The sequence below is a fragment of the Marinobacter persicus genome (assembly GCF_900114155.1).
GTDB classification, from domain to species: Bacteria; Pseudomonadota; Gammaproteobacteria; order Pseudomonadales; family Oleiphilaceae; genus Marinobacter; species Marinobacter persicus.
Window position 1 is genome coordinate 96,885 of sequence record NZ_FOSC01000001.1, and the last position, 19,201, is coordinate 116,085.

At 58.8% G+C, this 19,201-nt stretch carries 18 protein-coding genes; 5 read left to right on the top strand and 13 right to left on the bottom strand.

Going from position 1 to position 19,201, the window contains the following annotated elements:
• From lpxA to rpsB, 13 genes are all read right to left on the bottom strand, one after another.
• The gene (gene lpxA / locus BMZ63_RS00455; RefSeq protein ID WP_091700280.1) at positions 1-792 is read right to left on the bottom strand and encodes an acyl-ACP--UDP-N-acetylglucosamine O-acyltransferase; all 792 of its coding nucleotides are present in this window, start codon (positions 790-792) and stop codon (positions 1-3) included.
• Complete coding sequence (gene fabZ / locus BMZ63_RS00460) at positions 792-1,229, bottom strand: 3-hydroxyacyl-ACP dehydratase FabZ (RefSeq protein WP_091700282.1); 438 nt, start codon at positions 1,227-1,229, stop codon at positions 792-794. Before fabZ ends, lpxA begins: the two co-directional genes overlap by 1 nt.
• Before the next feature lie 11 nt (positions 1,230-1,240).
• Complete coding sequence (gene lpxD, locus BMZ63_RS00465; RefSeq protein WP_091700284.1) at positions 1,241-2,266, bottom strand: UDP-3-O-(3-hydroxymyristoyl)glucosamine N-acyltransferase; 1,026 nt, start codon at positions 2,264-2,266, stop codon at positions 1,241-1,243.
• A gap of 40 nt (positions 2,267-2,306) precedes the next feature.
• Positions 2,307-2,807 (bottom strand): OmpH/Skp family outer membrane protein, encoded by a 501-nt coding sequence (locus BMZ63_RS00470; protein WP_091700286.1) that lies wholly within the window; start codon positions 2,805-2,807, stop codon positions 2,307-2,309.
• Between the two features lie 44 nt (positions 2,808-2,851).
• Positions 2,852-5,164 carry an outer membrane protein assembly factor BamA gene (gene bamA / locus BMZ63_RS00475; protein WP_091700288.1) on the bottom strand — a complete coding sequence of 771 codons (2,313 nt, stop codon included), beginning with the start codon at positions 5,162-5,164 and terminating at the stop codon, positions 2,852-2,854.
• Between the two features lie 43 nt (positions 5,165-5,207).
• Entirely contained in the window at positions 5,208-6,557 is a 1,350-nt protein-coding gene (rseP, locus tag BMZ63_RS00480) for an RIP metalloprotease RseP (protein WP_091700290.1), read from the bottom strand.
• Positions 6,558-6,585: 28 nt separating this feature from the next.
• Positions 6,586-7,767: a 1-deoxy-D-xylulose-5-phosphate reductoisomerase gene (gene ispC / locus BMZ63_RS00485; RefSeq protein WP_091700292.1), complete on the bottom strand. Its 1,182-nt coding sequence runs from the start codon at positions 7,765-7,767 to the stop codon at positions 6,586-6,588.
• The gene (locus BMZ63_RS00490) at positions 7,767-8,603 is read right to left on the bottom strand and encodes a phosphatidate cytidylyltransferase (protein WP_091700293.1); all 837 of its coding nucleotides are present in this window, start codon (positions 8,601-8,603) and stop codon (positions 7,767-7,769) included. Before BMZ63_RS00490 ends, ispC begins: the two co-directional genes overlap by 1 nt.
• Positions 8,604-8,624: 21 nt before the next feature.
• Positions 8,625-9,395: an undecaprenyl pyrophosphate synthase gene (locus BMZ63_RS00495; RefSeq protein WP_091700295.1), complete on the bottom strand. Its 771-nt coding sequence runs from the start codon at positions 9,393-9,395 to the stop codon at positions 8,625-8,627.
• A gap of 64 nt (positions 9,396-9,459) precedes the next feature.
• The gene (gene frr / locus BMZ63_RS00500; RefSeq protein ID WP_091700297.1) at positions 9,460-10,017 is read right to left on the bottom strand and encodes a ribosome recycling factor; all 558 of its coding nucleotides are present in this window, start codon (positions 10,015-10,017) and stop codon (positions 9,460-9,462) included.
• A gap of 19 nt (positions 10,018-10,036) precedes the next feature.
• A complete protein-coding gene (gene pyrH / locus BMZ63_RS00505; RefSeq protein WP_091700299.1) occupies positions 10,037-10,765 on the bottom strand; it encodes a UMP kinase in 729 nt (242 codons plus the stop codon).
• A gap of 177 nt (positions 10,766-10,942) precedes the next feature.
• Positions 10,943-11,812 (bottom strand): translation elongation factor Ts, encoded by an 870-nt coding sequence (gene tsf / locus BMZ63_RS00510; protein ID WP_091700301.1) that lies wholly within the window; start codon positions 11,810-11,812, stop codon positions 10,943-10,945.
• 91 nt (positions 11,813-11,903) lie between these two features.
• Entirely contained in the window at positions 11,904-12,656 is a 753-nt protein-coding gene (rpsB, locus tag BMZ63_RS00515) for a 30S ribosomal protein S2 (RefSeq protein ID WP_091700303.1), read from the bottom strand.
• A 276-nt stretch (positions 12,657-12,932) separates the two neighbouring features.
• Here rpsB and map point away from each other — a divergent pair, with 276 nt between their 5' ends.
• The 5 genes from map to dapD all read left to right on the top strand — a co-directional run bounded on the left by map (position 12,933) and on the right by dapD (position 19,154).
• Complete coding sequence (gene map / locus BMZ63_RS00520) at positions 12,933-13,703, top strand: type I methionyl aminopeptidase (protein WP_091700305.1); 771 nt, start codon at positions 12,933-12,935, stop codon at positions 13,701-13,703.
• On the top strand, positions 13,704-16,355 hold the full coding sequence (locus BMZ63_RS00525; RefSeq protein WP_091700307.1) for a [protein-PII] uridylyltransferase: 2,652 nt from the start codon (positions 13,704-13,706) through the stop codon (positions 16,353-16,355). It abuts the gene before it with no gap.
• The gene (dapC, locus tag BMZ63_RS00530) at positions 16,352-17,554 is read left to right on the top strand and encodes a succinyldiaminopimelate transaminase (RefSeq protein ID WP_091700309.1); all 1,203 of its coding nucleotides are present in this window, start codon (positions 16,352-16,354) and stop codon (positions 17,552-17,554) included. Before BMZ63_RS00525 ends, dapC begins: the two co-directional genes overlap by 4 nt.
• Entirely contained in the window at positions 17,551-17,892 is a 342-nt protein-coding gene (locus BMZ63_RS00535; RefSeq protein ID WP_091700311.1) for an ArsC family reductase, read from the top strand. The genes dapC and BMZ63_RS00535 overlap by 4 nt, the downstream gene beginning before the upstream one ends.
• A 233-nt stretch (positions 17,893-18,125) precedes the next feature.
• Positions 18,126-19,154, top strand: coding sequence for a 2,3,4,5-tetrahydropyridine-2,6-dicarboxylate N-succinyltransferase (gene dapD, locus BMZ63_RS00540; protein ID WP_091700313.1), 1,029 nt, complete (start codon positions 18,126-18,128; stop codon positions 19,152-19,154).
• Positions 19,155-19,201: the final 47 nt, after the last annotated feature.

Consider the following 19,201-nt stretch of genomic DNA (forward strand, 5'->3'; position numbering starts at 1 on the left):
TCAACGGATAATGCCGCGGTCGGTGCCCTGCAACGAATCAATCAGCGGCTGCACTTCCGGCACATCGGCGAATTGGCTGCGCAGTTCCGCCAACGCCTGTTCGGTGGTCAGACCCTGGCGGTAAATCACCTTGTAGGCCCGGCGCAGCGCCATCAGCACTTCCTTGGAGAAGCCCCGGCGTTTCAGACCTTCTACGTTCATGCCATGGGGCTCGGCTGACTGACCGCTGGCCATCACGTAAGCGGGAATATCCTTGAGCACGATACTGCCGCCGGCCGCCATGCTATGCGGGCCAATGTGGCAGAACTGGTGCACCATGGTGCCACCACCAAGAATGGCGTGGTCGCCCACGGTGACATGGCCTGCCAGCGTGGCACAGTTGGCCAGGATGGTCTCGTTGCCCACCACGCAGTCATGGGCCACATGGACATAGGCCATCAGCAGGTTACCGTTGCCAATGCGGGTTTCGCCGCGGTCCTGGATAGTGCCCCGGTGAATGGTGCAGTTTTCCCGGATCACGTTGTCGTCACCGATCACCAGCGTGGTGGGCTCGCCGGCGTATTTCTTGTCCTGGCACTCCTCGCCAATACTGGAGAACTGAAAAATGCGGTTATTCCGGCCGATCACCGTCGGCCCTTTGACAACAACGTGGGACAGGATTTCAGTGCCTTCACCAATCTCAACCCCGGGGCCGATATAACTCCACGGGCCCACGGTCACGTTCTCCGCCAGCTTCGCGGACGGATCGACAATCGCCTGAGGATGAATACCCGACCAGTCGGTTGCTGCCATCAAACTTCTCTCTCAGCGGTCAGAATTTCGGCCACGCACACCACTTCACCATCCACCAGCGCCCGGCAATTAAAGCGCCAGATTCCACGCTTGGCAGACACAAACTCTGATTCCATATCCAGACGATCACCCGGGAACACCGGGCGCTTGAAGCGGACTTTACTGGAGCCGGCCAGGTACTGGATCAAACCGTCTGCAGGCTTGCGGCCAACGGTGACAAAACCGAGAACTCCGGAAAGCTGCGCCATGGCTTCGATAATCAGAACGCCCGGCATAATCGGGTTATTGGGGAAATGCCCGGTAAAGAACGGCTCGTTGAACGAGATATTCTTGTAACCCTTGGCCGAGACACCGCTCTCGACTTCAGTTACCCGATCCACCAGCAAGAACGGGTAACGGTGTGGCAGATATTCCAGAATTTCATCGATATGCATCATGTTCTTTGGCCTCAGCCCTTTGATTTCTTTTCAAGTTCTCGCACACGCCGTGCCAGAGCATCCAGTTGCCGGAAACGCACGGCGTTCCTGCGCCAATTCCGGTTGGTATCCGCACTGGTGCCGGAAGAATACACTCCCGGTTCACGAATATCACCGGTAACCAGTGTCATTCCTGTCAAATGCACCTGATCAGCAATATTCAGGTGCCCGGCCACGCCGGAGGCGCCGCCGAATACACAGTGCCTGCCAATGCGGGTACTGCCGGCAATGCCCACCATGGCTGCCATCGCGCTGTGCTCGCCAATCTGCACGTTGTGGGCAATCTGGATCAGGTTATCCAGTTTCACGCCGTTACCGATGACGGTATTGTCCAGCGCACCACGATCAATGGTGGTGTTGGCTCCCACCTCCACATCGTCGCCCAGCTCAACGCCACCCAGTTGAGCGATGCGGTGCCAACTGCCATTTTCGTTGGCAAAACCAAAGCCGTCGGAGCCAATCACGGCACCACTGAGAATATGGCAACGCCGGCCAACACGAATATCGTGGGCCAGGGTTACCCGGGGACGTATAACCGAGTGTTCACCAATGGTGGTGCGGGCGCCAATCACGCTACCAGCACCAATCACCACATGCGCTCCAACAACGACATCGGCCTCGATCACAACGTGAGGGCCGATACTGGCGGTTTCATCAATTCTGGCGGAATCATCCACGACCGCGCTGGGGTGGATACCGGCTGGCGCCACGGGTGCGGGATCGAACCAGTGACTGATCCGAGCATACCCCATGTAGGGGTTGTCCAGTAACAGGACATTGGTCGGAGAATCATCAGCAACCTCCGGCGCCACGATCACCGCCGAAGCGCGGGTGCTCTCCAGGTGTTTTGCGTAGGCTGGGTTGGCCAGGAAACTGATCTGGCCCGGGCCGGCGGCCTGGAGCGTGGCCAGTCCGGTAATGACAGTGTCGGGATCTCCCCGGAGGCTGGCTCCCAAGGCATCGGCAATATCCTGTAGCCGATAGGACGTCTGTGTCATCGATTTCTCCGGATACCGGGGCCGGGGAGCCCCTCGTTAATCACTGGTTCAGCTTGTCCAGAAGCGCTTCGGTCAGGTTCATGTCCGGCTTGGCGTACACCACGGCTTCGCTCGGCAGAATCAGGTCCAGGTCATTCTCTTCCAGCAATTCCTGCACGGCAGCGTCCACTTCCGGGCGGGCATTTTCCACAAACTGTTGCTTGCGCTGGTTGACGGTGGCATCCAGACGTTGCTTGAGCTGGTTGAATTCCTGAACCTTGCGCTGAAACTGACCGGACAATTCCTTGCGTTCACTTTCGTTCATCATGGCGCCATCCTTCTCAAGGCGCTCCTGCAGCTTTTGCGCTTCCTGCTGGGCCTGGCGCACCCGGTTTTCCTCGTCACCGAAATCCCGTTCCAGTTGTTCGGAGAAAGCTCGGGCATCGTCCGAGGAAAACAGTGCCTGGCGAAGATCCACCACACCGATGCGCGTTTCCGCAACGGCCTGCAAAGAAAAGGCCATCAACAGGGTGGCGCCAATCATCGTGAATAAACGGTTCATGATCAATCTCCTTACGGTTGTGCTTTCTTATTTTGCCGACGTTATCAGAAGCTCTGGCCCAGCGAGAACTGGAATACCTGGGTATCGTCACCGGACTGGTCATTCAGAGGCTGCGCCAGACTGAAAGCCAGCGGACCCACGGCGGTAATCCACTGGAAGCTGACGCCGGCAGAGGCGCGCAGTTCGCCAAGTTCCGGATCATAGCCCCGGGAATCATCAAACACCTGGCCGGCATCGACAAACAGCGAAGTACGCATGGACCGGGTATCGCCGGCAAACGGTGTGGGGACAATCAGCTCCAGGCCGGCCTCGGTCAGCAGGTTACCACCGAACGGATCTTCGTCATTATCGTAGGGGCTGACAACGGTGTTACCCAGCGAGTTGGCCTCATACCCACGAACAGAGCCAAAGCCACCGGCATAGTAGTGCTCGAAGAAAGGCATCTGCTCCCGGTCACCGTAACCGTCGCCGTAACCAATTTCACCCCGGGCACGTATCACCCACCGATTGCTCTCAGTCAACGGGAAGTAGTAGTTGGTCTTGTAGCTGGCCTTGTAGAAGGTCAGATCACTACCCGGCACCGCCACATCCAGAGACAGGGAGTGGCTGTAACCATCCGTTGGCAACACACCCCGGTTCAGGGTGCTGCGTCGCCAACTGCCAAACACAAAGTAATTGAGGAAGGAGTCGCCTTCATCATCCATAAAGTCGAGAACTTCCGTCGACGTGTAGCGACCATCCTTGACATTTGACTGCGTCAGCCCGACCCCGAAATTCAACCGGGTAATGGAATCTGTCGGATACCCGAACGTTAGCCGCGCGCCGTATTCATCCAGCAGATAGGACGAAATATCCTCTTCATCATAATCGGTTTCCCGGCCAAACACGCTGAAGCCCCGGCTCACGCCATCCACCGTGTAATACGGGTCGGAATAGGAAATATTGGCGCTCTTTACCGATTCACTGACGTTTACGCCAAACGAGGCGCGCTTGCCGGTTCCGAAGAAGTTGTTTTCAGAAACGGAGGCGCCGAGGATCACACCGGAACTCTGTGAGAAACCAACGGATGCCGACAGGCTGCCGGTCGGCTGCTCCGTGACACTGTAATTCACATCCACCAGATCATCGGTACCGGGCACCGGCACGGTGTCCACATCCACGGTCTGGAAGAAGCCCAGCCGATCAAGGCGGGTCTTGGAGAATTCAATACGATCAGTGGAGGCCACGCCGCCTTCCATCTGAGTCATTTCCTGGCGCAGCACTTCATCCTTGGTGGACACGTTGCCTTCAAAGTTGATACGGCGAACATACGCCCGCTTGCCCGGCTCGACATAGAAGGTGACGGCCGCAGTGTTGTCGCCGTCCGGCTCGGGTACGGCATTCACATTGGCAAACGCATAGCCTTCCCGTCCCAGGCGGTACGACAGGGATTCGGCAATATTGGTGGCCTTGGAGCGGGAGAAAACATCGCCTTCTTTCAGGGTTATCAGCTCACGCAGCTCCTCTTCCTCGACAATCAGGTCACCCCGCAGGCGGATATCAGAGACCGTGTATTGCTCTCCCTCTTCCAGGGAAACGGCAATAAACACCTGCTGTTTGTCCGGTGAAATGGAGACCTGACTGGAGGCCACGCTGAAATCCAGATAGCCCCGGTCCAGATAGAAGGAACGCAGGGTTTCCAGATCCCCGCTCAGTTTTTCCCGCGCGTACTTGTCTTTGTTGGTCAGTGAGTTCCACCAACTGCTGGTACGCAGTTCAAAGAGTTCGATCAACTCGTCGTCGCTGAAATCCTCATTGCCGACAATGTTGATATGCTGAATAGCGGCAACGGACCCTTCGTTGATGTCCAGACGGATGGCAACGCGGTTTTGCGGCAGCTCTTCCGCCGTGGCCTTCACCCGGGCATTGTAACGGCCCTGGCCAATATAGGAGCGAAGGATCTCAAGCTCCAGACGCTCCAGAGTGGCGCGCTGGAATACCTGACCCTCTTCCAGGCCGGCACCGGCCAGCGCATCCATCAGCATCTCGGTTTCGATATTCTCGTTACCGTCGATCTCAATAGAGGAAATGGAAGGCCTTTCCTTTACCGTCAGAATCAGCACGCCGCCGTCGCGACTGGCCTGCACATCGGTAAACATGCCACTTCGAAACAGTTCCTTGATCGCGTCCGCCAGTTCCGCCTCATCAATCTGTTCACCGATGTTGACCGGGAAAGCGGCAAACACAGAACCTGCCGAGACCCTCTGAAGGCCTTCCACTTCGATATCCGCGACCGTGAATTCATCTGCCATCGCCGACTGGGTACCGGTGGTACCGATCGCGAGGCCAACAGCTACAGCTAGAAGGGAACGTCTCATTCAGTTTTCGCCTGGTTAATATGCGGTAAAGGGCTCGCAATTCTCACAACCGCATCAGGTCGTTGTAAAGAGCAAACACCATTAAAGTCAGTATCAAAGCCATACCAATTCGTAATCCAAGGGCCTGAGCCTGCTCGGATAACGGCTTGCGGCGAATGGCTTCGATTGTGTAATAAACAATATGGCCGCCGTCCAGCACCGGCACCGGCAGCAGGTTCAGCACCCCAAGACTCACACTCAGGTAAGCAAGGAAGCTGATAAAATCCTCGAAACCGGAGCTTACGCTGGCCTCGGCCACCCGGGCAATAGTGATTGGCCCGCTCAGGTTGGTGGGGGACAGCAGCCCAGTCACCATTTTCTGGATGGCGACCAATGTCAGCCGGGTATCGGCCCAGGTCTCGGAAACGGCATTGGGAACAGCCTGCAGCGGACCATAGCGCACTTCACGCAGCGCTTCATCCGGCCAGGAAATAGCCGCCACACCGGCACCCACGAAACCGATCTCCTCGCCCTGCTCGGTGGTTTTGGACGCAGGACGAATCGTCAGTTGACGGGTTTCACCGTTACGTTCAACCGTGAGCGCCAGTGTCTTTTCAGGTGAGCCCCGAATGTGTTCAACCAGTGCAAACCAGTCCGGTACCGGCTCGTTGTTCACCGCAACGATCCGATCGCCTTCCTTCAGGCCAGCCGCTTTGGCGCGGCCATCGTCGGTAATCTGCCCCAGTACCGCCGGCACATCCGGACGCCAGGGCGTAATGCCAAACTCGGTCAGGGGGTCGGGCGTATCATCGCTCAGCCGCCAGCCGCCAAGATTGCCGGCCAACGAACTGTGACTGCCGTCCCGGGAGACTTCAAGCTCAACACGCCCCTGTTCGCCCGCGCGCTCCAGCAGGCGCATGCTGACATCCCGCCAGGAGTCCACCTGGCGGCCATCAATGGCATGCAACTCCATGCCCTCGCGCAGCCCTACCCTCTCGGCCACGCTGTCCGGCTCTACCGAGCCGACAATAGGTGCCACAGAGGTCACCCCCACCACACTCAGCAGCCAGTAGGCGGCGATGGCAAACAGAAAGTTGGCCACGGGCCCGGCGGCGGCGATGGCGATGCGCTGCCCAGGCGACTTGGAGGTAAAGGCCTGGTCCCTGAGCTCGTCGGGAACCGGGCCTTCACGCTCATCCAGCATTTTCACGTAACCGCCCAGGGGAATCGCGGCTATCGCATACTCGGTGCCGTGGCGGTCATACCAGGAAAACAGGGGTTTGCCAAAGCCAACGGAGAAGCGCAGCACTTTCACGCCAAACCGGCGAGCTACCCAGAAGTGCCCGAATTCGTGCAGGGTAACCAGAATGCCCAAGGTCAGGGCCAGTGCCAGAACGGTTTGAAGCAGCTGCATACAGGGTCGGTTTAACGCCTCGGCTCGGTCAGCAAGAAGACAACAGTGCCCGGGCAACGTCCCGGGCCTCTGAATCCTTGGCAAAAATCGTATCGAAACTGTCCGCCGGAGCGACTGCTACCGACAACAGGGTTTTCTCTATGATAACGGGGATATCGGCAAAGCACAGCCCACCATCGAGAAATGCCGCAACCGCCATTTCATTCGCCGCATTCAGCACCGCCGGAGCGGTTCCGCCGGCCGCAAACGCCTCGGCTGCCAGCCGGAGACAGGGAAAGCGCGCAAGGTCCGGGCGCTCGAAATGGAAGCGGCCAATGGCAAACAGGTCCAGTGGTGCCACGCCGGCGTCAATGCGTTCGGGCCATGCCAGGCCATTGGCAATCGGGGTGCGCATGTCCGGGCTGCCCATTTGGGCAAGTACGGACCCGTCGGCGTATTCCACCATGGAGTGAATAATGCTTTCGGGATGAACATGAACCTCGACCGAGGCAGGCGTGGTATTGAACAGCCAGCATGCTTCAATCAGCTCAAGGCCCTTGTTCATCAAGGTGGCGGAATCCACCGAGATTTTCCGGCCCATGGACCAGTTGGGGTGGGCGCAGGCCTGGGCCGGCGTCACGTCCCGCAGTTTATCCGCCGCCAGTTCACGGAACGGACCGCCGGACGCCGTCAGCAGAATTCGGGTAATGCCGGCGCCGGCGGGGTCGCGGACCTTGTCGGCGGGCATGCACTGGAAAATGGCGTTGTGTTCGGAATCAATGGGCAGCAGTTCGGCACCGGATTCCGCCACCGCATCCATGAACAACTGTCCGGACATCACCAGCGCTTCCTTGTTGGCTAGCAACACCCGCTTGCCGGCTCGCACGGCGGCCAGGGTGGGCACAAGGCCGGCCGCACCAACAATGGCGGCCATCACGGTGCTGCAGGCCTCGTCCGAGGCCACTTGTACCAGGCCTGATTCTCCGGCAAGCACCTGTGTGGCCGGAAAGTCCGCAAGCAGAGCTTGCAGTTCGGCAGCGGCCTTTTCATCGGCCATCACCGCATAGGCCGGCGCAAATTCCCGGCAAAGCGCTGCCAGCTCGCTGGCCTTCGTGCCTGCCGTGAGCGCGTACACAGAAAACCGATCCGGGTGGCGGCGAACCACATCCAGCGTACTCAGGCCAATTGAGCCGGTCGCTCCCAGAACCGTCAAGTGACGACGACCGACCATCATGAACCTGCCACCAACCAACCCAGCAGCGTCAGCAGCAGGGCAAAGACCGGTATGGCCGCCGTCAGGCTGTCCACCCGATCCATAATGCCACCATGGCCAGGCAGCAATTGACTGCTGTCTTTAATACCGCGAAAACGTTTCATCATGCTTTCAAGCAGATCACCGAGTACGGACACAAAACCGGTTACCACACTGGCCAGCATCAGCAGCAGGGCTTCGAATACACTGGCCGAGGCCAGGGCGCTGGCTGCAACAGCAAGCACCAGAACGGCGACCAGACCACCCCACACCCCGGCCCAGGACTTACCCGGGCTGACCCGGGGAGCGAGTTTGGCTTTACCAAACGCCCGGCCGGCAAAATAGGCGCCGATATCGGCCACCCAAACCACGAAGAAGATGTAGAGAATGGCCAGCAGGCTGTTGCTCACCTCCCCAAACTGCAGTGTACCGGTGCGCAAATGATTCAGTCCGACCCAGGCAGGCACCAGCACAAACACACCCATCAGCGCCCGGACCGGCACCGCCCCCCAGGCTCCGGAGCCGGCCGGATAGCGACACACCAGGGTAAAACATACCAACCACCAGAGCACTGACAACCACAAGACTTCTGTCGCCGGTGCCTGACGCAGGGCGAACAGCAGGCCGGCAAATGCCAGCGCATACAGGACACGTCCCGGCTGCCCCTCAATACCTGACATATTGGCCCATTCCCAGGCCCCCAGGGTAATAATCGCGCCAGTGAACAGGGCAAATCCCAGTGGCGGCAAAAAGAAAATGCCGCCAATGGCAATGGGGGCAAGAACAAGCGCGGTGATAATTCGGGTTTTCAGCACGGCATTGGTCGCTTTATCGCGTTATTTTTTTGTGGAGCGGGCAGCAATCTGGTCGTCCGTCTGGCCAAAACGACGCTTACGACCGGCGTAGACCGTCAGGGCCTCACGCATTTGCTCCGCCTTGAAGTCTGGCCAGAACACACCGGGGAAATAGAACTCGGTATAGGCAAGGTGCCAGAGCAGGAAATTACTGATGCGCTGCTCACCGGCGGTGCGAACCAGCAAGTCAGGCATGGGAAGGTCGCCAATGCTCAGGTGCTGCTGGATCAGCTCTTCGGTGATGTCAGCAGGCTGCAATTCACCGGCCGCCACTTTTTCCGCCAGCCGCTGGTTTGCCTGGGTCAGATCCCAGCGGCCGCCGTAATTGGCGGCAATGACCAGGGTCAGGCCGGTATTATCAGCCGTCAGTTCCTCGGCCTTCTGCATGTGCTTCTGGATGGCCTGACTGAACGCAGAGCGGTCCCCGATCATGCGCAGGCGGATATTGTTTCGATGCAGCTTGCGCACCTCCCGCTCCAGAGCGAACAGGAACAGACGCATCAGGGCCGAGACTTCGTCTTTGGGCCGGCGCCAGTTCTCGCTGGAAAAGGCAAACAGCGTCAACACCTCGACGCCTTCCCGGGCGCAGGTCTCCACCACCGCTTTAACGGCATCCACCCCGGCTTTGTGACCGGCCACGCCGGTCAGACCGTGCTCCTTAGCCCAGCGGTTATTGCCATCCATGATAATGGCCACGTGCCTCGGAATCTTGCCCGCTTCCAGCGGAATGTCTGCGCTTACTGGTTCTGTCATTCAATCCTCGGCGCGGCAGGCCTTTACCTGCCGTGGGGTTGCACCGGTCAGCCGCAATGGCGGGTTACACCGCCATCAGGTCCTCTTCCTTGGCTTTCAGAAGCTTGTCGACTTCGGCGATGTGCTTGTCGGTCAGCTTCTGGATCTGGTCTTCCGCCTGACGCTCTTCGTCTTCGGTGATCTCCTTCTCCTTCAGCAGATCCTTGACCATGCTGTTGGCATCGCGGCGGGCATTACGGATGGAAACCCGCGCATGCTCGGCATCCGCTTTCGCCTGTTTGACCATTTCCCGGCGGGTGTCCTCGGTCAGCATCGGCATGGGAACACGGATGATGTCACCGTTGGTGGCCGGATTCAGCCCCAGATCCGAGCTCATGATGGCCTTCTCAATGGTAGGCACCAGGTTCTTTTCCCAGGGTGCAACAGCCAGGGTGCGGTTGTCTTCCACGGTAATGCCGGCCACCTGTTTAAGCGGCGTGGGCTGACCGTAGTAACTGACCATCACACTGTCCAGAATAGCCGGGTGGGCGCGGCCGGTGCGAATCTTGTTGAAGGCGTGGTGCAAAGAGTCCAGGCCTTTCTGCATTTTCTTTTCCGCGTCTTTCTTGATGTCTTCAATCACGTCAGCGTCCTCGATAAAGTTATTCGATCAATGTGCCTTCTTTTTCGCCGGTCACAATGCGGGTCAGCACGCCCGGGCGGTTCATATCGAACACGCGCAACGGCATGCCATGGTCCCGGGCCAGGCAGATGGCGGTCAAATCCATGACGCCCAGCTTTTTGTCCAGCACCTCGTCATAGGTCAAATAATCGTACTTGACCGCCGTCGGGTCCAGATTCGGATCAGCGGAGTATACGCCATCAACCTTGGTCGCCTTGAGCACCGCATCGGCCTCGATTTCAATACCTCGAAGGCAAGCGGCAGAATCGGTGGTGAAGAACGGGTTGCCGGTACCGGCGCTGAAGATAACCACGTCGCCTTCTTTCAGATCACGTACGGCGCGGCGGCGGTCGTAGTGCTCAACAATACCGCTCATGGGGATGGCAGACATCACGCGGGTACGAATGTTGGAGCGCTCAAGGGCATCACGCATGGCCAGGCCGTTCATCACGGTCGCCAGCATACCCATGTGATCGCCGGTTACCCGGTCCAGACCAGCGGCGTTCAGCGCTGCACCCCGGAACAGGTTGCCACCGCCAATCACCAGTGCAACCTGTACACCAATGCCAATGAGCGCACCGATTTCCAGGGCCATGCGATCAAGAACCTTGGGATCAATACCGAATTCGTGCTCCCCGACCAGGGCTTCGCCACTGAGCTTTAGCAGAACACGCTTGTATCTGGGCTGGTTTTTCGAAGATGTCGGCATGAAGATCCCCTTTTGTCTGTTAGCTATCCGGCGTCAAAACCTTTGCAGGCTTGTATCTGACATACTCCTCAGACAAAAAAGGGGTATCTCAGATACAAGCCCGCCACGAAAGCCGGTAACCGGCTGACGTGGCAGACTCGGGTGGCACCACCAGGTGATGGCGCCTTTAAAGCGGGATCAGGCTTTGCCAGTACCGGCAGCCGCAGCTACCTCGGCAGCGAAATCCACTTCTTCTTTCTCGATGCCTTCGCCAACTTCCAGACGAACGAAGCCAACCAGCTCACCGCCAACAGACTTGATCAGTTCGCCCACAGTCTGGTCCGGGTTCTTAACGAACGGCTGCTCAACCAGGCTGTTTTCCTTCAGGAACTTCTTGATACGGCCGCCCATCATCTTCTCGACGATTTCAGCAGGCTTGCCTTCCATATCCGGCTGGGCCTTGATCACTTCTTCTTCTTTCTTCAGCTCTTCCTGCGGCATGTCTTCCGGCTTGCCAACACGCGGGTTTACCGCGGCAGCGTGCATGGCCACGTCACGGGCCACTTCCGGATCACCAGCAGAGATGGCAACGACACAGGCAATCTTGTTGTTGCTGTGAACGTAGCCGCCGACCACCGGACCTTCAACTTTCACGATGCGACGCACGGTGATGTTCTCGCCGATCTTCTGAACCAGCGCTTCACGCTTGGCTTCCAGATCGCTGTCCATCAGCTTGGCCACGTCGGTCTCGCCCTTCTCGAAAGCAACGTCCAGCACTTCGTTGGCGAAGTTGATGAGGTTTTCATCACGGGCCACGAAATCGGTTTCGGAATTCACTTCCAGAATGTAGCCCACGGTGTTGTCGTCGGAGATCTTGACCAGAGACACACCTTCAGCGGCGGTACGGCCAGCCTTCTTGGCGGCTTTCAGACCGGAAGACTTGCGCAGCTCTTCGATTGCCGCGTCAACACTGCCGTCAGCTTCAACCAGTGCTTTTTTGCACTCCATCATGCCAAGGCCAGTGCGCTCACGCAGCTCTTTGACCATTGCAGCGGTAATTGCAGCCATGTTCAATCCTCTTAACAGTTCGGTATTCGGGGAAGGAAGGCGCGCCGGCAACCCGGCCGGCGCGCTTCACTCATCTGTTGCAGGCCCGGCCTTATTCGGCAGCGGGAGCAGCGCCTTCGGCGTCTTCGCTGACTTCCACAAACTCATCAGCGCCGGCACCAGCGGCCTGGCTGGCTTCGATGCAGGCATCAGCGGCAGCCTTCACATAAATCTGGATGGCGCGAATAGCGTCATCGTTGCCCGGAATCACGTAATCAACGCCGTCCGGATCGCTGTTGGTATCAACAACGCCGATAACCGGAATGCCCAGCTTGTTGGCTTCCTTGATGGCGATGCGCTCGTGGTCCACGTCGATCACGAACATGGCGTCCGGCAGACCGCCCATATCCTTGATACCACCGATAGAACGCTCCAGGCGCTCCATTTCACGGGTACGATCCAGGGCTTCTTTCTTGGTCAGCTTGTCGAAAGTACCGTCTTTGCTCTGGGTTTCCAGATCACGGTAGCGACGGATGGACTGACGAATGGTCTTGTAGTTGGTCAGCATACCGCCCAACCAGCGATGGTTGACGTACGGCTGGCCAGCGCGCAGCGCTTCTTCCTTGATGATCTTGGCAGCGGAGCGCTTGGTGCCTACGAACAGAATCTTGTTCTTGTTCTCGGCCAGACCCTGAATCACGTTCAGAGCTTCCTGCATGGCCGGAACGGTCTGTTCCAGGTTGATGATATGAATCTTGTTGCGGGCGCCGAAAATGTACTTGGACATTTTCGGGTTCCAGTAGCGAGTCTGGTGACCAAAGTGAGCACCTGCTTTCAGCAGGTCACGCATATTTACCTGAGCCATGATAGTTACCTTTTTAGCTTCGGGTTAGACCTCCACGCGTCCGATTGCCCCAACCGTTCGCCCGCCCCGCATCTGCGTTTCTGGCAAGCCCGGCACCCTGGGACAACGTGCTGACACGTGTGTGAATTTGCCGGATTCGTTTCCGGCGGCGCGTTTATACCACAAAGCACCCTTCAAACGCCATTATTTTTGCCTATGTACTTCAAGAGCGCTTCCTTGTACCGGCGCGCTCCGGCCCTTAAAATGGAGGTTTGATGCAAATCAACAGGAAGCCCGATGTCTGTAACAATCAAGACTCCCGAAGAAATCGAGAAAATGCGCGTCGCCGGTCGCCTGGCGGCCGAGGTGCTCCAGATGCTGGACGAGCACGTCAAACCCGGCGTGACCACCGAAGAACTGGACCGCCTGGCCCACGACTACATCGTCAATGAGCAGAAGGCCATTCCGGCGCCACTGAACTACAAGGGCTTCCCGAAATCCATCTGCACCTCGGTCAACCACGTGGTATGCCACGGCATCCCCACCGACAAGAAAGTGCTGAAAGACGGCGACATCATCAACATTGATGTGACCGTGATCAAAGATGGCTACCACGGCGACACCAGTAAAATGTGGATTGTCGGTAAACCCAAGCCCGGCACTGAGCGCCTGGTGCGCATTACCCAGGAGTGCCTGTATAAAGGCATTGAACTGGTTAAACCCGGCGCCCGCCTGGGGGATATCGGCTACGCCATCCAGAAGCACGCCGAAAAGCACCGTTACTCCGTGGTCCGGGATTTCTGTGGCCACGGCATCGGCAAGGTGTTCCACGAAGAGCCACAGGTGATGCACTACGGTACGCCGGGCACCGGCTTTGAGTTGAAAGAGGGAATGACCTTCACCATTGAGCCGATGATCAACCAGGGCAAGTACCAAACCAAGGTGCTCGCCGACGGCTGGACTGCGGTCACCAAGGATCACAAGCTTTCCGCGCAGTGGGAACACACGCTGCTGGTCACCGCTGACGGCTGTGAAGTGCTGACCAAACGCCCGGAAGAGACGATTTAAGTGGCCCGGAGCGAGCTGGAAACCCGCATCAGCCATGACATCTCGCCGGTGGGTGCGGCCCGGCAATTGCTCCGTGAAAGTTACGAGGCCGATGCCGAGGCCTTTCGCCAGGGTGCGGACGTACGGGCCCTGGTACACGCCCGGGCCAATACCGTTGACCGGGTGCTGGAGCTGGTCTGGAACCGTTACCCCTTTGCCCGCTCCCCGGACATTGCCCTGGTAGCCGTCGGCGGATACGGGCGGGGAGAGCTGCACCCGCATTCCGATATCGACCTGCTGATCCTTACCCGTCACGGCATCGAGGCCGGCTGGCAGGAAGACCTGAGCGCCTTCGTTACCCTGCTCTGGGACCTGAAGCTGGACATTGGCCACAGTGTGCGCAGCATGGACGAGTCCATCGCCGCGGCCCGCGAAGACATCACCATCCTGACCAACCTGCTGGAAACCCGCACCATTGCCGGCCCGGATGCCTTGCGGGCAGAGCTCAGCGACAAAGTCTACTCCGACGACGTCAGCACAGACCGCCAGTATTTCCTGGCCAAGCGGGCGGAACAAAAACGCCGCCACAAAAAATACGGGCATACCGAGTACAACCTGGAGCCCAACGTCAAAGGCTCCCCCGGCGCCCTGCGTGATATCCAGACCATTGGCTGGATTACCAAACGCCATTTCGGCCTGCAGAACATCGCCGACCTTACCCGCTTCAGCATTCTGACCAGCGAAGAACACGAGATCCTGTACCGGGGCGAAACTTTTTTATGGCGTCTGCGCTACGGCCTGCAACTGGTAGCCGACCGCAACGAAAACCGACTGCTGTTCGACTACCAGCGCACCCTGGCAGAAATGCTCGGTTACCACGACGAAGGCAAACGCCTGGGCGTGGAGCTGATGATGCAGCAGTACTACCGCACCGTTCTGGCCCTGGCCGAACTGGCCGATGTCATCCTGCAGTATTACGACGAAGCCATCCTGACCGGCGACGGCGAAGACGAGATACGTCCCCTGAACAACCGCTTCCAGATTCGTAACCGCTACATAGAGGCGGTCAACAACCAGGTGTTTGCCTACGCACCCTACGCCATCATGGAAATCTTCGTGCTGATGGCCCAGCACCCGGAAATCAAAGGCATACGCGCCACCACCATCCGCTCCATGCGGGCACACCGGCACCTGATTGACGACGCCTTCCGCTCGGACCTGGCAGTGACCACTCTGTTCATGGAGCTGCTGCGCACCCCGCACGCACTGGACAAAACCCTGTCCGCCATGAAGAAATACAGTGTACTGGGTCGCTATTTGCCGGAGTTCGGTCAGATTATCGGCCAGATGCAGCACGACCTGTTCCATATCTTTACCGTGGACACCCACACCATGCGGGTGATCCGCAACATGTCGCAGCTGGCCAACGGTGAAGCCGAAAGCGATGACTACCCGCTCGCACTGAAACTGATCAACCGTCTGCCCAAGCTCGAAACCCTGTACATTGCCGGCCTGTACCACGATGTGGCCAAGGGCCGGGGCGGCGACCATTCCGAACTGGGCGCGATTGACGCCGAAGCTTTCTGCCGGCGCCACCACCTGAGCGAGCGGGACACCCAACTGGTGTCCTGGCTGGTGGAGAACCACCTGCTGATGTCCATGACCGCCCAGCGCAAGGACATTTCGGACCCGGACATCATCCAGGGCTTCGCCCGGGCCATGCCCAGCCAGGCGCACCTGGATTACCTGTACATCCTGACCGTATGCGACATCAGCGCCACCAACCCCAAACTCTGGAATACCTGGCGCGCCACGCTGCTGCGCCAGCTGTATGTGGAAGCCAAACGAGCGCTGCGCCGGGGCACCGACAACCCACTGACCCGGCAGGACTGGATTCGCGCCACCCGGGAAGAAGCCCGGGAAATCCTGCACAAACAGAACATCAGTGACGAAGACATTGACCGGGTGTGGAACACCGTCGACGAAGACTACTTCCTGCAGGACTCCACCGTCGATATCGCCTGGCAAACGGCCGCCATCGTCAGCCACGGCGACGATCCGGACCCACTGGTGCTGATCCGGGACACCCGTGGCGGCCCCACCGACGGCTATTCACAGATCATCATCTACGTGAAAAACCGCGTCGCCCTGTTTGCCGCCACCACGGCGGTGCTGGAGCAACTGAACCTGAACATCGTCGATGCCCGGATCAATTCCAGCGACGACGGCCCCTATTCGATCAGTTCCTACGTGGTGCTGGACGAACAAGGCCAGCCGCTGGGGGTGGACCCGGCCCGCAAGGAGCGTGTGCGCCGCCGGCTGGTGGAGGAACTGGACAACCCCGAAGACTATCCAGACATCATCCACCGGCGCACGCCCCGGCAGCTCAAACACTTTGCCTTCCCCACCGAGGTGACCCTGTCGAACGACACCATCAACCAGCGCACGGTGATGGAAGTCATCACACCAGACCGACCAGGTCTGCTGGCACGCATCGGCCAGGTGCTGCTGGAACACCGGGTACGGCTGACCAACGCCAAAATCGCCACGCTGGGCGAACGCGTGGAAGACGTTTTCTTTATTACCGATGAACACGGGGCGCCCCTGCGGGATGCCGACACCTGCCAGGCCCTGCAACAGGACCTCACGAAAATGCTGGACGACATTCAATGAACCCGAATCTTGACCGATTGCACCCCTACCCGTTTGAGAAACTCGCCAAACTGAAGGCCGGCATCTCCGTGCCGGACCACCTGGCACCTATCTCGCTGGGCATTGGCGAACCCAAGCACCCATCACCGGGGTTCGTGAAACAGGTGATCGCCGACAACCTGGACAAGCTGGCCAATTACCCGACCACCAAGGGCACCGACGAACTGCGTTGTGCCATTGCCGGCTGGGCCACCCGCCGCTTTGACCTGGCCGAAGGCACCCTGGACCCGGCTCGCCACGTGGTGCCTGTGAACGGCACCCGGGAGGGTATCTTTTCCCTGGTGCAGTCACTGATCGACAGCAGCCAACCGGCCACCGTCGTCAGCCCCAACCCGTTTTACCAGATCTACGAGGGCGCAGCCTTCCTGGCCGGCGCCAACCCGGTCTACCTGCCGTGTGATGCCAGCAACGGCTTTATCCCGGACTTCGACGCGGTGCCGGATAACGTCTGGGCCGATTGCCAGTTGCTGTTCCTGTGCTCGCCGGGTAACCCCAGCGGGGCGGTGATGCCGAGGGAAACCCTGGCCAGAGTGATAGAACTGGCGGACAAACACGATTTCGTGATCGCCTCGGACGAGTGCTACTCCGAACTCTACCCGGACGAAGCCAACCCGCCCGAAGGACTGCTGCAAACCTGCGCGGCCATCGGCCGGCACGATTTCAAACGCTGCATCGTGTTCCACAGCCTGTCCAAGCGCAGCAACCTGCCGGGCCTGCGCTCGGGCTTCGTGGCCGGCGACGCGGACGTGCTGGCCGGGTACCTCAAATACCGCACCTACCACGGCTGCGCCATGCCCGTTCAGAACCAGCTAGCCAGCATCGCCGCCTGGAACGACGAAGACCACGTGCGGGAAAACCGCGCCGCCTACCGGGAGAAATTCGAAGCGGTGGTGCCGATCCTGCGTGAAGTCATGAACGTGGACTACCCGGACGCCGGCTTCTACCTCTGGCCGGAAACACCCATGAGCGACGAAACCTTCGCCCGCGAACTGTCCGCCCGACAGAACGTACACGTACTGCCCGGCCGCTACCTGTCCCGCACCGTGGATGGCCATAATCCTGGGGAAAACCGGGTGCGGATGGCGCTGGTGGCGCCGCTGGAGGAGTGCGTGGAGGCTGCACGGCGAATTGTGGAGTTTGTTAAGGATTTTGAATCATGAAGCTATACGGCATCAAAAACTGCGACACCGTGAAGAAGGCCCGCAAGTGGCTGGATGAAAACGGCATCAGCCATGACTTCCACGACTTCAAAAAAGACGGCCTCACCAGCGACAAGCTAAGCGAGTGGGAACAGGCCGTGGGCTGGGAAGCGCTGATCAACAAACGCGGCACCACCTGGCGGAAACTTCCGCAAGAGGTTCGTGATACCATTGCCGCCCAAAGCGCCCACGAGCTCATGCTGGAGAACCCCTCCATCATCAAACGCCCAGTGGTTGAACGGGGCGACAAGGTTACCGTGGGCTTTAACGCAGACCAGTGGGCTGCGTGGGCTGACTGATTAATTTTCGGCCACGGAATCCACGGAAGAACACGGAAAGAAAAGATTTTTTAGCCACTAAATCCACGAAAGAACACGAAATTCAAAAACGATAAGCTTTTGTCTTTAATGTTTTTTTAGTGTTCTTTCGTGGGTTTCGTGGCAAAACTGTCTTTGTCTTTTCATTTTTCCGTGTTCTTCCGTGGATTCCGTGGCAAAACTTTCTTTATTTTCGTTAAAAGGAGCACATTCAGATGAGCTTTGCATTCGGCATCGGCATCGGCACCCAGAACAAACAAGGCGAATGGCTTGAGGTGTTCTACCAGCAGCCCATCCTGACCCCGGCCAACGACCTGAGAGACGTTGTGGAAAGCACACTGGGCTACCAGGGTGGCAACCAGGCCATCAGCGTCACCGCCGAGCAGTTAACCAAGCTGGCCGACGCCCTGCGCCAGATCGGCCAGACCGACCAGGCCAAACTGGCCGAAAAAGCCGCCGACAGCAAACGCCCGGTCGTCGTGACCATGCTGGCCACCGACGACACCGCCTCCAGCACGCCGGAGGTGTACCTGAAGCTGCACCTGATTTCCCACCGACTGGTCAAACCTCATGGTGTCAAACTCGACGGCATCTTCGCCCTGCTGCCAAACCTGGCCTGGACCAACGAAGGCGCCGTGGACCTGAACGAACTGCCGGACCGCCAGCTGCAGGCCCGCATGGAAGGCCGCGTACTGGAAGTGAAATCCGTCGATAAATTCCCGCAGATGACCGACTACGTGGTACCGGCTGGCGTGCGCATTGCCGACACCGCCCGTGTTCGCCTTGGCGCCTACGTAGGCGAAGGCACCACCGTGATGCACGAAGGCTTCATCAACTTCAATGCCGGCACCGAAGGCACCAGCATGATCGAAGGCCGCATCTCCGCCGGCGTCATGATCGGCAAAGGTTCTGACCTGGGCGGTGGCTGTTCCACCATGGGCACCCTGTCTGGCGGCGGCAACATCATCATCTCCGTGGGTGAAAACTGCCTGATCGGTGCCAACGCCGGCATCGGCATCCCGCTGGGCGACCGCTGCACCGTGGAAGCCGGCCTGTACATCACCTCCGGCGCCAAAATCGCCCTGCTGGACGACAACAACGAACTGGTAGAGCTGGTTAAGGCCCGCGACCTGGCCAACAAGAGCGACCTGCTGTTCCGTCGCAACAGCCAGACCGGCGCGGTGGAATGCAAAACCAACAAAACCGCCATCGAACTGAACGAAGAATTGCACGCCAATAACTAAGGCGTGATTTCGCCAGGGAACGGCGAAATGATATTGATTAGCCACGG

Excerpts from the sequence above, each read along its gene's own strand:
- lpxA (WP_091700280.1), bottom strand. The coding sequence starts at position 792 with ATGGCAGCAACCGACTGGTCGGGTATTCATCCTCAGGCGATTGTCGAT.
- fabZ (WP_091700282.1), bottom strand. The coding sequence starts at position 1,229 with ATGATGCATATCGATGAAATTCTGGAATATCTGCCACACCGTTACCCG.
- lpxD (WP_091700284.1), bottom strand. The coding sequence starts at position 2,266 with ATGACACAGACGTCCTATCGGCTACAGGATATTGCCGATGCCTTGGGA.
- BMZ63_RS00470 (WP_091700286.1), bottom strand. The coding sequence starts at position 2,807 with ATGAACCGTTTATTCACGATGATTGGCGCCACCCTGTTGATGGCCTTT.
- bamA (WP_091700288.1), bottom strand. The coding sequence starts at position 5,164 with ATGAGACGTTCCCTTCTAGCTGTAGCTGTTGGCCTCGCGATCGGTACC.
- rseP (WP_091700290.1), bottom strand. The coding sequence starts at position 6,557 with ATGCAGCTGCTTCAAACCGTTCTGGCACTGGCCCTGACCTTGGGCATT.
- ispC (WP_091700292.1), bottom strand. The coding sequence starts at position 7,767 with ATGGTCGGTCGTCGTCACTTGACGGTTCTGGGAGCGACCGGCTCAATT.
- BMZ63_RS00495 (WP_091700295.1), bottom strand. The coding sequence starts at position 9,395 with ATGACAGAACCAGTAAGCGCAGACATTCCGCTGGAAGCGGGCAAGATT.
- pyrH (WP_091700299.1), bottom strand. The coding sequence starts at position 10,765 with ATGCCGACATCTTCGAAAAACCAGCCCAGATACAAGCGTGTTCTGCTA.
- tsf (WP_091700301.1), bottom strand. The coding sequence starts at position 11,812 with ATGGCTGCAATTACCGCTGCAATGGTCAAAGAGCTGCGTGAGCGCACT.
- rpsB (WP_091700303.1), bottom strand. The coding sequence starts at position 12,656 with ATGGCTCAGGTAAATATGCGTGACCTGCTGAAAGCAGGTGCTCACTTT.
- map (WP_091700305.1), top strand. The coding sequence starts at position 12,933 with ATGTCTGTAACAATCAAGACTCCCGAAGAAATCGAGAAAATGCGCGTC.
- dapC (WP_091700309.1), top strand. The coding sequence starts at position 16,352 with ATGAACCCGAATCTTGACCGATTGCACCCCTACCCGTTTGAGAAACTC.
- BMZ63_RS00535 (WP_091700311.1), top strand. The coding sequence starts at position 17,551 with ATGAAGCTATACGGCATCAAAAACTGCGACACCGTGAAGAAGGCCCGC.
- dapD (WP_091700313.1), top strand. The coding sequence starts at position 18,126 with ATGAGCTTTGCATTCGGCATCGGCATCGGCACCCAGAACAAACAAGGC.